12 protein-coding genes and 1 pseudogene are annotated in these 12015 nt (G+C 64.2%); 7 read left to right on the top strand and 6 right to left on the bottom strand.

The features are described from left to right. The first annotated feature begins 154 nt into the window (after positions 1-154). Complete coding sequence (locus ABWW33_RS17180; protein WP_353402971.1) at positions 155-505, top strand: translation initiation factor Sui1; 351 nt, start codon at positions 155-157, stop codon at positions 503-505. Here the strand turns inward: ABWW33_RS17180 and ABWW33_RS17175 are convergent. Then, entirely contained in the window at positions 502-1122 is a 621-nt protein-coding gene (locus tag ABWW33_RS17175; RefSeq protein WP_353402970.1) for a cysteine hydrolase family protein, read from the bottom strand. The two genes, ABWW33_RS17180 and ABWW33_RS17175, sit on opposite strands and share 4 nt — an antisense overlap. Before the next feature lie 108 nt (positions 1123-1230). Between ABWW33_RS17175 and ABWW33_RS17170 the strand changes: the two genes are divergently transcribed. After that, entirely contained in the window at positions 1231-2220 is a 990-nt protein-coding gene (locus ABWW33_RS17170; protein WP_353402969.1) for a GlxA family transcriptional regulator, read from the top strand. A 12-nt stretch (positions 2221-2232) separates the two neighbouring features. On the opposite strand, the gene ABWW33_RS17165 is transcribed toward ABWW33_RS17170, so the two are convergent. Beyond that, a complete protein-coding gene (locus ABWW33_RS17165) occupies positions 2233-3483 on the bottom strand; it encodes a DEAD/DEAH box helicase (RefSeq protein ID WP_353402968.1) in 1251 nt (416 codons plus the stop codon). A 110-nt stretch (positions 3484-3593) separates the two neighbouring features. Between ABWW33_RS17165 and ABWW33_RS17160 the strand changes: the two genes are divergently transcribed. Further along, positions 3594-4583, top strand: a complete 990-nt coding sequence (locus ABWW33_RS17160) for a dipeptidase (protein ID WP_353402967.1) — start codon at positions 3594-3596, stop codon at positions 4581-4583. An 11-nt stretch (positions 4584-4594) separates the two neighbouring features. Here ABWW33_RS17160 and ABWW33_RS17155 read toward each other — a convergent pair whose 3' ends face one another. Beyond that, positions 4595-5206, bottom strand: coding sequence for a TetR/AcrR family transcriptional regulator (locus tag ABWW33_RS17155; RefSeq protein WP_353402966.1), 612 nt, complete (start codon positions 5204-5206; stop codon positions 4595-4597). Between the two features lie 65 nt (positions 5207-5271). Here ABWW33_RS17155 and ABWW33_RS17150 point away from each other — a divergent pair, with 65 nt between their 5' ends. Next, on the top strand, positions 5272-5838 hold the full coding sequence (locus ABWW33_RS17150) for an isochorismatase family protein (protein WP_176651727.1): 567 nt from the start codon (positions 5272-5274) through the stop codon (positions 5836-5838). Here the strand turns inward: ABWW33_RS17150 and ABWW33_RS17145 are convergent, their stop codons facing one another. After that, on the bottom strand, positions 5839-7005 hold the full coding sequence (locus ABWW33_RS17145) for a mandelate racemase/muconate lactonizing enzyme family protein (protein WP_353402965.1): 1167 nt from the start codon (positions 7003-7005) through the stop codon (positions 5839-5841). A gap of 93 nt (positions 7006-7098) precedes the next feature. On the opposite strand from ABWW33_RS17145, the gene ABWW33_RS17140 reads away from it, so the two are divergent. Together ABWW33_RS17140 and ABWW33_RS17135 are read left to right on the top strand one after the other, a co-directional pair. Further along, the gene (locus ABWW33_RS17140; protein ID WP_353402964.1) at positions 7099-8022 is read left to right on the top strand and encodes a LysR family transcriptional regulator; all 924 of its coding nucleotides are present in this window, start codon (positions 7099-7101) and stop codon (positions 8020-8022) included. Between the two features lie 138 nt (positions 8023-8160). After that, positions 8161-9216, top strand: a pseudogene (locus tag ABWW33_RS17135) (hypothetical protein); the annotation flags it as partial. Here the strand turns inward: ABWW33_RS17135 and ABWW33_RS17130 are convergent. Continuing rightward, entirely contained in the window at positions 9170-9634 is a 465-nt protein-coding gene (locus tag ABWW33_RS17130; RefSeq protein ID WP_353402963.1) for a hypothetical protein, read from the bottom strand. The pseudogene ABWW33_RS17135 and the gene ABWW33_RS17130 sit on opposite strands and share 47 nt — an antisense overlap. A gap of 78 nt (positions 9635-9712) precedes the next feature. Here ABWW33_RS17130 and ABWW33_RS17125 point away from each other — a divergent pair, with 78 nt between their 5' ends. Further along, positions 9713-10084, top strand: a complete 372-nt coding sequence (locus tag ABWW33_RS17125) for a MerR family transcriptional regulator (RefSeq protein ID WP_176651731.1) — start codon at positions 9713-9715, stop codon at positions 10082-10084. A gap of 12 nt (positions 10085-10096) precedes the next feature. Here the strand turns inward: ABWW33_RS17125 and ABWW33_RS17120 are convergent, their stop codons facing one another. Then, positions 10097-11935 (bottom strand): DUF4153 domain-containing protein, encoded by a 1839-nt coding sequence (locus ABWW33_RS17120; RefSeq protein WP_353402962.1) that lies wholly within the window; start codon positions 11933-11935, stop codon positions 10097-10099. Positions 11936-12015 lie beyond the last annotated feature (80 nt).

The following is a 12015-nucleotide window of genomic DNA, read 5'->3' as shown; positions in this document are numbered from 1 at the left end:
CCTCGAACTCAATGTCTATCGACCCGACCGGAAATTCGATCGGGTCACCAAAGCAAAACCGCAACGCTATCCTGAACGGAGGCTCAGGAAATCCTTAACTTAACGGCATTAAGATCTGACCCCGGATTTGCTTCTGCTAGAATCTCGCCTCACTATGAAAACACGCCTCGTCTATTCCACCGAAACCGGCCGTATGTGCCCTGACTGCGGCCTGCCGGTCGCCGATTGCGGCTGCAAGGCCGCAGCCAGGACCAAGCCTGTCGGCGATGGCGTGGTGAAGGTCTCGCGCGAGTCGAAGGGGCGTGGCGGCAAAACCGTCACGCTGGTGAAAGGCCTGGCGCTCGACGCGACCGCCCTCGCCCTGCTGGGCAAGCAGCTGCGCAGCGCCTGCGGTTCCGGCGGCACCGTCAAGGACGGCGTCGTCGAAATCCAGGGCGACCACTGCGACCTGGTGATGGAAGCCCTGAAGAAACAGGGCCACCAGCCCAAGCGCACGGGCGGCTAGCGGCGGGTCCGCTGGTTCGACAGGTAGATATTGTCGCGCTCGAGCTTGCGGCCATCGCGTACAGCAGACTGCCATTCTTCGGTGCTCGCCACCGCGCCAAAGTTGGAATGGAATACCGTGTTGAAAACGCGGTGAATCTCTTCCGCGCTGACCTTGCCGGCGGCGTTTTCATACGGCAGCGCGCCGGTGGCATCCTGCAGTACCTCCACTTGCAAACCGCGGTGCATCGCTTCGTAGATGGTCGAAGCATTGCAGTTGTGCGTCATGTAGCCGACGATGGTCAACGTGTCGATGGCGTTCGCCGCCAGCCACTCGGCCAGATCGGTCCCGGCAAACACGCTGGCCATCTTTTTGTTGATGCGATGGTCGGCCGCCCGCTGCGCGACCAGCGCGTGCAGTTGCCAGCCATCCGACCCGACAGCAAATATCGGCGAGCTCTCCGGCGCATCGTGCCGCACCACCACCACGGGGATGCCGGCCTCGCGCGCGGCATCCATGGCACGGCCGATATTCGGCAACGAGGTCTCCACCGGCGGATATTCAATCTTCATCTGGCCGGTGAAATACTCATTTTGTACGTCGATGACGATCAGGGCACGGCGTGGGGTTGCGGTCATGGTTTTCTCCTGTGGGATGAAGGCGTAAGCGCCCGGTGATGGATATTGTCCGTCGCCGTGCCGTTATCCAAAAGTGGCCCGAAGGCCACCATGCGATATAATCAGGCCATGTCTACGCGCGCATCTCCCATCCAGAAATACCGCATCGCCGTCATCGCCTTCGACGGCATCAACCCTTTTCATTTGTCGGTACCGTGCCAGGTATTCGGCGCCCAGCGCGCCGACTGCGGCAGCGCCACCTTCGACGTCAAAGTGTGCGCGGAAGATCCAGCAACATCGCTGAGTACCACCGCCGGCTTCGACATCGTCGCCACCCACAGCCTGGCGGCGCTTGGCCGCGCCGACATCGTCATCATGCCGTCCTGGCATGCCGACTGCCGACCTGCGCCACCTACGCTGTTGCAAGCGCTGCGGCGCGCGCATCAGCGCGGAGCGCAAGTGGTGGGGCTCTGCATAGGCGCATTTCCACTCGCCGAAGCCGGCCTGCTCGACGGCCGCACCGCCACCACGCACTGGGCCTGCGCCGACACGATGTCCACCCGCTATCCGGAGGTCAAGGTAGACCGCGAAGTCCTGTATGTCGATGAAGGGAAAGTGGTCACCTCGGCCGGCGTGGCGGCGGGGCTTGATTGCTGCCTGCACCTGCTGCGCCAGCTGTGCGGCGCGGAGATCGCCAACCGCGTGGCCCGGCAGCTGGTGGTCGCGCCGCACCGGCAGGGAGGACAGGCGCAGTTCATTGAACGCCCACTGCCGGTGACCGGCAGCGACGACCGCTTCGCGCAGGTGCTGGGCTGGGTCGGCGAGGATTTGACGCAAAACCACAGCATCGACGCGCTGGCCGAACGCGCGCTGATGAGCCGCCGGAATTTCACCCGCCACTTCCGCAACGCTACCGGCACCTCGTTCAAGCAATGGCTGCTCAATCAGCGGCTGACGCACGCGCAGCATCTGCTGGAGGGCACCGAGGTATCGATCGAGATGGTGGCGCAGCAGGCTGGATTTGGATCGGCGCTGTCGCTGCGACAGCATTTCCGCGCCGCGCTGCGGACCTCGCCGTCGGAGTACCGCAAGCTGTACCGGTCCGCCGCGCCGGGTTGACGGCGCGGCGCCTTATTTTCCGGCTGCCGCCGCTTCGCGCAGCTTGTCCTTCTTGCTCTTGCGCTTGCCCTTGATGCCGCCGTTGACGGTATCGGTGACTGAATTGGCCGGCGCCGGCGGCAGCGTCTCCACCGCTTCAAAGCCGGCGATCTGCTCGCGCGGCAGCAGCATGTCCTGGCGCTTCTCGATCAGGCGGAAATGCTGCTCCGTCTCCGCGCTGACGAAGCTGATCGCCACTCCGCTCTCGCCGGCCCGGCCGGTGCGGCCGATGCGGTGCGTGTAGTCGACCGCCGAACGCGGCAAATCATAATTGACCACCGCCGGCAAACGGGCGATATCGATGCCGCGCGCGGCGATGTCGGTCGACACCAGCACCTGCAGGCGGCTGGCCTTGAAGTCGCCCAGCACCTCGGTGCGCGCCCCCTGGCTGAACTCTCCATGGAAGGCGCCGGCGCGGATGCCGTTGCGGTTCAGCTTATCAGCCACATGCTCGGCCGCATACTTGGTCGCCACGAACACCAGCACCCTGCTCCACTTGTGCTCCTGGATCAGGTGCTTGAGCAGCATGGTCCGGCGCGGCACGTCGACCATGATCGCACGCTGCGCGATGTCCGGCTTGCTGACCGGCTCAGACAGTACCTCGATGCGCGCAGGCTGGTGCAGCATGCCGTCCGCCAGCGCCTGCACCTCCGGCGGGAAGGTCGCCGAGAAGAACAGGTTCTGGCGCTGCTTGGGCAGCAGCTCGAGGATGCGGTTGAGTTCTTCGCTGAAGCCCAGGTCCAGCAGGCGGTCCGCCTCGTCCAGCACCAGTATCGCGGTGCGCGAAATCTTCAGCGCGTTGTGGTCGATCAGGTCCAGCAGCCGTCCCGGCGTGGCGATCACGATATCGGCGCCGCCGCGCAGGGCCATCATCTGCGGATTGATCGACACGCCGCCAAATACGATGGACACCTTGACCTGCATCGGCAGATGGGCCACCAGCTTGCGGATCGACTCGCCCACCTGCGCCGCCAGTTCGCGCGTCGGCACCAGGATCAGGCCGTGCAGCTGGCGCGGGCCGTTGCGGTTGTCCAGCAGCGATTGCAGCAGCGGCAGCGCGAAGGCGGCCGTCTTGCCGGAGCCGGTCTGCGCCGCGCCCAGCACATCCTCTCCGCGCAAAATGGCGGGAATGGCGGCGCTCTGGATGGCGGTCGGCTCCTGGTAACCGATTTCGGTCACGGCGTTGATCAGTGAGGGAGCAAGGCCCAGCGAAGAAAAAGACATGTCGGCCTTAAATAGTATGAATTTGCCGACAGTATAAAGCATGCACCGAACGGGATTTGCCCTGGACAGCCATTCGTGGGAACATAGCTTTTTTGATAAAGAAAAATGACATGATCAATTGGGACGCCCACGCCTGCCTGCCGCAACACCCGCAGGCCGATTTCACGCCGGTCCGGCGCCTGCATGCCGCCGGGGTGAACTACGTTTCGCTCAACGTCGGCGCCGACATGAATCCCATTTCACAGGTGATGTCGGTGATCGCCGGCTACCGCGCCACCATCGAATCGGACCCGGACAGCTATGTGCTGGTCTCCACGGTAGACGACATCATCCAGGCCGCCGCCGATGGCCGCATCGCCATCACTTTCGACCTCGAGGGTTCGATGCCCCTGCTGGACCAGCCTGAAATGGTGGCGCTGTACGCGCAGCTGGGCGTGCGCCAGATCCACTTCGCCTACAACCGCAACAACAGCGTCGCAGGCGGCTGCCACGACGTGCCGCGCGGCCTGACGCCGCTGGGCCACAGCATGGTGGCGGCGGTGAACGATGCCGGCATCCTGATGGACTGTTCGCACACGGGCCGGCTGTGCAGCCTCGAGATCATGGCCGCCTCCACGCAGCCGGTGATCTTCAGCCACGCCAATCCCTACACGCTGGTGGAGCACGGCCGCAACGTCACCGACGAGCAAATCCGCGCCTGCGCCGCCACCGGCGGCGTGGTGTGCGTATCGGGCCTGTCCTGGTTCCTCGGCAAGGAAAATCCCGGCGCCGATGACGTGGCGCGCCATGCCGCCTACATCGCCGACCTGGTCGGCGTATCGCACGCCGGCATCGGCCTCGACATCTGCTTCCAGCAGCCGGCCCTGGACGACACGCCGCCCGGCGACTTCGATCCCGGCCACTGGTGGCCGGCCTCCGCCGGCTATAGCGCGGACCGGCCGCCGACCTTCACGCCGCCGGAAGTCTGGCGCCAGCTGGCCGCCGCGCTGCGCAAGGTGGGCATGACCGACTCCGAGGCGGAGCTGGTCATGGGCCGCAACATGATGCGCGTGGCGCAGCAGGTGTGGAGCCGGCCGCTGGCCCTGCAAAAAGCCGCCTGATGTTGCTGCGGCTATCTGTGCAACCGGAGCTTCAGGTAGCTGGCCAGCGCCAGCTTGAATTCGGCCACCAGTTCCCGCCGTTCGGCGGGGCTGGCCTGTTCGTAAAGAGGATTGAGCCCCTTGACGATCTGCAGCGACACGTTCGCCAGTCGCAGCGCCTCCGCCTCGTCCAGTTCGGGCTTCTTCTCCCTTAACACAGCGCCCAGTTTAGCCCGCAGGCGCTGGCGCGCGCCGGCATCGCGCTGATAGCCCAGTGTGGCGTTCAACAGCGTGAAATAGGCCGGGTGCTCGTCGAAAAAGCCGATCATCAAATCAAAGATGCGATCCACTAGCGCCACGATACTCAATTGCGCCGCATCGGCCACCAGGCCGGTCCAGCGTCGCGACATCTCGTCACCGTAGCGTTCCCGCAGCGCACGCGCCAGTGTCAGCTTGTTCGGAAAATACTGGTACAGCGCACCGATGGACGAGCCGGAACGCTCGGCGATGGCCGTCATGGTGGCGGCGTCGAATCCCGATTCGGCAAAGACGCCGGCCGCAGCATCCAGCATGGCGGCCATGCGCTGCTCGCCGCGCAGTTGCTGCGGCTTGCGCCTTGAGGTTTTTTCAATATCTGAGGGCATCCTCACATTATATCCGAATTCGATTTATAATTATCTGAGGGCATCCTCACATTAGGAGTAATACCATGTTGACCATACACCCATCCAGCACCGCGCTGGTGTTGATCGATCTGCAAAACAGCAACGTCGGCCGCGAACTGGCGCCGCATTCATCTCAGGTAGTCGTGGAAAATAGCGCCAGGCTGGCGGAAGCGCTGCGCGCCAAGGGCGGCACGGTGGTGTACGTGCGGGTGCTGGTGAACGAGCTACTGCGCCTGCCGGCCGATATCTCGGTGGCCCGCGATCCAAACGCCCCGCCATTGCCACCGGAAGCCTCGGAACTGGTGGCGCAGGCCGGCGCGCAACTGGGAGACATCGTGATCGCCAAACGCCAATGGGGTGCGTTTCATGGAACGGATCTGGATCTACAATTGCGCCGCCGTGGCATCCGCACCATCATCATGGGCGGCATCGCCACCAACTTCGGCGTCGAATCGACGGCGCGCGCGGCGTCCGATCAGGGCTATGCGCTGGTGTTCGCGCACGACGCGATGTCCAGCATCAAAGCGGAGATGCACCAATTTTCGGTGCAAGGCATATTCCCCATCCTCGGCCATGTACGCAGTACGGCCGAGGTACTGGCGGCGCTGTGATCAGGCGCTGAGCGCCTTCATTTCGGCGTACAGGTTGGCCTTGCCTTCGAAACCGATGCCGATCAGGTCCGGCATCGTGATATAGCCGTTGTCGACCTTCACGCCGTCCGGGAAGCCGCCGAACGGCTGAAACAGGTCCGGATACGACTCGTTGCCGCCCAGGCCCAGGCCGGCCGCGATATTCAGCGACATCTGGTGGCCGCCATGCGGGATGCAGCGCTTGCGCGACCAGCCATGCTCGTGCAGCATGTCCAGCGTGCGCAGGTACTCGACCAGTCCGTAGCTCAGCGCGCAGTCGAACTGCAGCCAGTCGCGGTCGGCGCGCATGCCGCCGTAGCGGATCAGGTTGCGCGCGTCCTGCATCGAGAACAGGTTCTCGCCAGTGGCCATCGGCTTGTCGTAGTAGTTGCGCAGCGTGGCCTGCAGCTCGAAGTCCAGCGGATCGCCCGCCTCCTCGTACCAGAACAGATCGTACTTCGACAGCGCCTTGGCGTAGGCGATGGCGGTGTCCAGATCGAAACGGCCGTTGGCATCCACCGCCAGCTTCTGGCCGTCGCCCAGCACGCTGAGGATGGAGTCGATGCGGCGCAAATCCTCGTCCAGCGAGGCGCCGCCGATCTTTTTCTTCACCACCGTGTAGCCGCGGTCGATATAGCTGCGCATTTCATCCTTCAGCGCGTCGTGACTCTGGCCGGGATAGTAGTAGCCGCCGGCGGCGTAGACGAAGATTTTCTTGTCCGGCGTGCCGTTGCCGTAGCGGTCCGCCAGCAACTGGAACAGCGGCTTGCCTTCGATCTTGGCCGCCGCATCCCAGATCGCCATGTCGATGGTGCCGATGGCGACCGAGCGTTCGCCATGGCCACCGGGCTTTTCGTTGGTGTACATGCAGTTCCACACCTTGTGCGGATCGAGGTTGGTGCCGGCGTCGTTCATCAGCGAGACCGGATCGGCGTCCAGGATGCGCGGGATGAAGCGTTCGCGCATCAGCATGCCCTGGCCATAGCGGCCGTTCGAGTTGAAACCGTAACCCACCACAGGCTTGCCGTCGCGGATCACGTCCGTGATCACCGCCACCAGGCTTAGCGTCATTTTGCTGAAGTCGATGTAGGCGTTGCGGATAGGGGAACTGATCGGAATGGTCTTTTCGCGAATTTCGACGATTTTCATGCTGCTGTCTCCGGTGGGCTAAGAATGAACCCAAGCTTACTCTTGAAATACAATCGTATAATTCACCGATATTAATTCCTTTATATACTTCAAGTGAATAATGACATCGTCTCCGAATTGTCCTTCTTCGTGCTGCTGGCGAAGCTGGGCAGCCTGGCCGCCACCGCGCGCGAGCTGGGCATCACGCCGCCCGCCGTCACCAAGCGCCTGATGCTGATGGAGCAACGCCTCGGTGTGCGACTGCTGAACCGCACCACGCGGCGCGTCAGCCTGACCAGCGAAGGCGAGACCTATCTGTCGCAGGCGGCGCGCATCCTGGGCGACATCCGCGACATGGAGGAATCGGTATCGAGCAGCCGCGCCGCGCCCAAGGGACTGCTGCGCGTGAACGCCACGCTGGGATTCGGCCGCACGACCATCGCGCCGCTGGTCTCCGCCTTCGCACGGCGCTATCCGGATGTGGAGGTGCAGCTGCAGCTGACCGACCGCGCCATCAACCTGGTGGAAGACGCCTACGATCTCGGCATCCGCTTCGGCGAGCTGCCGGATACGCGGCTGGGCGCGCGCAAGATCATGTCGAACCAGCGCTTCCTGTGCGCCTCGCCGGCCTACCTGAAGCGCCACGGCGTGCCGCGCCTGCCGCAGGATCTGCTGCAGCACCGCTGCATCCTGCACCGCCAGAACAACGACACCCACAGCACGTGGAAGCTGGAGAAAGGCCGCAAGGCCGAAACGGTCAAGGTGCACGGAGGCCTGTCCAGCAACGACGGCGACGTGGTGCTGGGCTGGGCGCTGGACGGCCACGGCATCCTGCTGCGCTCCGAGTGGGACGCGGCCAAGTACCTCGACAGCGGCCGCCTGCAGGTGGTGCTGGGCGACTATACCCTCCCCCCGGCCGACCTGTACGCCTACTATCCGAGCCGCCAGCAACAGCCGGCCCGCGTGCGCGCCTTCATCGACTTCCTGGCGGCGAGCATACCGGCCGACGTCGGCAGCCGGCGCCGCCGCAACTATTGATAGTTGGCCGCACGATAGCCAATTTGATGAGCAAAATTATAAATTTATCTTTAAGATATCATCAATGGCGGCGCACGCTCACCGTCAGGCATTCATCTATCCCGACCGTCATCGACCACCGAACCGACAGGAGATACCGTGCCTCACTCATACCTGCGCTCTTGCGCCGGCTGGCTTCTGGCGTGCACTTCCTGCCTGGCCAGCGCCACCAACGGCTATACCTACGCAGACCTCGGCGCCTGGGGCGGCACCTATTCCGTCGCCACCGGGATCAACAACAATGGCCAGATCGCCGGCTATGCCGCCCGCGCGGAAGACAACACCTACCGCGCCACAATTTGGGACGGCAATAACAAGACCAGCTTTGGCACGCTCGGCGGCGCCTGGAGCCAGGGCTTCGGCTTGAACGACGTCGGCCAGATGGTCGGCTATTCGGCCAATGCTGCCGGCGCGTTCCGTCCGGTGCGATGGGCTGGCGGCACGGCGGTGGACCTGGGCACGCTGGGCGGCAGCGGTGGAGCGGCCTTCGCGATCAACCATACCGGGCTGATGGCCGGCGAGGCCTTGGGTCCCGGCGACAACGCGGTCCATGCCGTGATGTGGACCGCCCATTCCATTACTGACCTGGGTACGCTGGGAGGCAGTACCAGCTACGCCCGCGGCATCAATGACGCCGGCATGATCGTCGGCGCCGCCAGCGACGCCGACGGACAATTGCGCGCCACGTTATGGAACAACGGCTCAGTAGTCAACCTGGACACCCTGGGTGGAAGCTACAGCGTCGCCAACGCGATTAACCAGGCGGGCATCGTTGCCGGCTTTTCCGGATTGCCGGGCACCGACAACAGCCGTGCGGTTGTCTGGGACCACGGAACCGCTACGGTTCTTGGCGCGCTGGGCAATTTCAGCGGCGCCTACGCGCTGAACAACAGCGGCCAGGTCGTCGGCTATTCCAGCACCGCCGGGGACAGCAATATACACGCCACGCTGTGGGACGGCGGTGCGACGATCGACCTGAACGCCTTGCTGCCTTCCCCCCTGGCCGCTGAGGGATGGGTATTGAACTACGCTTACGGCGTCAACGACCAGGGGCAGATCGTCGGCTCGGCCATCAACACCGGGACCGGGATATTGCACGGATTCCTGCTCAGTCCCGTGCCGGAACCGGCAACAACGGCGATGCTGCTGGCAGGTCTGCTGGTGCTGGCGGCATCGCGCCGCAAGAACGTACCGGCAGCCACTGCGCCACGCAAAAAGCCATCTCCGGCACGATAAACAGCCAAAGCAGCGGCGCGCCGGTGACGGTCAGCGTCCAGATCATCCAGGTGGAGAACAGCAGCCGCGCGGCGCCGTCGAATCGGCCAAAGCGCTGCTGCGGATCGGTGATGCGCAGCAGCGCCCACACCAGCACTACGCTGCCCAGCAGGCAGGCGAACAGCACGTGGAACGGCGCGAACGCGGGCAGCGCCGCGCCACCGAGCTGCCGGTTGATGTCGTCCAGCTGGGCGTGGGCGTAGGCGAAACTCCACGGCGTGGCAAACGGCGCCGTCACGACCAGGTCGTAGATGGCGCTGCCGAGGACGATTTTGCGGAAGGTGGTCGCTGCAAGCATGGTGGCTCCTGTGATAAGGTACCGCCATGCTAAAGCCTGGAGTACACTCCAGGGTCAAACGATATTTGGAGCCGGAGCATGCAAATCGGGGAAATCGCCAGCGCCACCGGGCTGAGCCGCGACACTTTGCGCTTTTACGAGAAGCGCGGCCTGCTGCGCGCACGGCGCAGCGCCAACGGCTATCGCGACTATCCGCCCGAGGCGGTGGACTGGCTGCGCTACATCCGCCTGGCGCAGACGCTGGGCTTCAGCCTGGCCGAAATCGAGGCCGACCTGCCGCTGCTGGCAGAGCCGGAATCCTCCGCGCCCCAGCTGCGGGCGGCGCTGGAGCGCAAGCTGGAGGACATTGACCAGCGCATCGAGGGCCTGCACGCGCTGCGCGGCGAACTGGCGCGCCGCCTTGGCGAGAACATGCAGGACTGTCCGCTGCAGGCCGCGCCGGCTGCTTGATGCTGCTTGATGCTACTTGATCGACTCGCAGGCATCCTTCATGGAGAACTTCGGCACAAAAGCCACCCGGCGCCCGCCTATGTCCAATTCCCTCAGGCGCGGCTCGGCGATCTTGAATTCGCCCTGCCTCAACTTGTCCATCAAGGATTTGCAGCTCGGATCGTGAGGCGCCATGGTCGCGATCGCGCCCCATTTGCCATCGGCGCTTTCCGAAAACAGCACGCCGTCGCTATAGGAGGGCTGCAACTCCACCACCAGGATTTCCGGCTTGCCGTCGCCGTCCACGTCGACGATGAACGCGTCGCATTTGCCTTCCTTCCTGGTCAGGCAGTCCGGTTTTTCATTGTCCGCCACGGCATCCCATTTCTGCTCCAGGAAGCTGGCCGGCAATTGCGCCCCGGCCGGCCAGACTTTCAGATTGTCGGCGATCGAGACCGGCGCGGTAAAGCGTTCCGGCTTGCGCCAGCGATCTTTCGGCTCCAGGGCCAGCGCCGCCGCGGCCTCGCGCTGCAGAAGTTCGGCATCCGGCCCGGTGGTGCGCTGCTTCAGCTCTTCCAGCGCGGCCTGGCCATAACGCCCGCCTTCAAACCGCAGGTAGCGGAAATCGAATTCGCCGGCCTTGGTCTTGCCCTTCGCCAGCCGCGCCATCTGGCTGCTGACGGCGATGCGCGCCGGATCGGCAATCGGCGTAAAGAGCGCCAGCAGCACGGCCAGCACCAGGAATGCTGCGATGACATTGACCATGGCGATCGGCTGCAGCCAGGTATCGTACTTATAGGCCGCCCAGGCGTAGCCGACCGCGTAGCACGACGCCACCAGCAGGCAGGCGGCGGCGATCACGCGGTCCGAGGTCCAGCCGTACTGCCCCACGCGCAGGCCCAGCGCGTATATGCCGATCAGCGTGATGGGCAAGATCAGGATCGCCGCCGTGCGCGCGCTCACCCGCAAAGGCAGGGGCACGGTGGCGTCGCCGTTCTGGAACGCCGCGTTGATCAGCGCCACCAGCACTGCGGCTGCGGCCAGCAGCACCGAGGTGGCATGACGGGTCTCCCACAACGCGGTCAGCCCGGTAAAGGGCAGGCTGCAAAGGAAGCCGGCCACCATCAGCACCGCCACCGGCAATATCCACGACATCAGCACCAGCACCAGACTGCGGATGCCGCGCACGATGGCAGGCTTCACGTCGGTGATGTGCATCGCACAGGAGAAGGCCGAGCAAGCCACCGGCACCACGAACCACGATTCCCGCAGCAGCTTGCGCAGGAAATCGAGCTTGACCAGCATGAACAGTTCCGCCCCCATGGACAGCACCATGAACATCGCGCCGACGAAGAACACCGAGAACATCAGCTGGATGCCGAGCTTCCACGCGGTCTCGAAATAGGTGCCGTAGCTCGCCACGCGCCGGCGATCCTGCACGCCGGACAGCACCAGCGCGTGCGCGATGAAGAAGAACACCACGCTGAAAAACACCAGTATCTCGGACGGCGAGTACACCGCCTTGCCGTCCAGGTTGCCGAGGAAGGGACGGGCATACTGCCCGCGCCAAGCGTCGTGCAACGACATCACCAGCAGCACGGCCAGCGCCGCCAACAGCCATGTTCCCGCCTTGCGGGGCGCCAGATGGCCCAGGCTGGAGATCAGCAGCACCGGCAGGATCAGGGCCAGCAGCGTCAACGGCACCATCACGTACGGCGCCGTGGCCGGCCACAGCACGCTCTTGCTGGCGTTGTACAGCCAATAGAGCAGCAGGCCCTGCACCAGGCCGGTCGCCAGCCGCGCGGCCATCACCCGACGGCTCACGCCCGGCGCCAGTTCGTCCTTGTCCACGTCCGATGCTTGCATGGTCATCCTTACTCTATATAGGGTCAATTATCAATCAGGTTACTTTGATAATTTGACATTGTCCACTACCTGCCCTTCCCCGGGCC

The sequence above is a fragment of the Duganella hordei genome (genome assembly GCF_040369125.1).
GTDB lineage: Bacteria > Pseudomonadota > Gammaproteobacteria > Burkholderiales > Burkholderiaceae_D > Rugamonas > Rugamonas hordei.
Note: the sequence above shows the minus strand (reverse complement) of the source record. Positions and strands in the feature narration are given on the sequence as shown.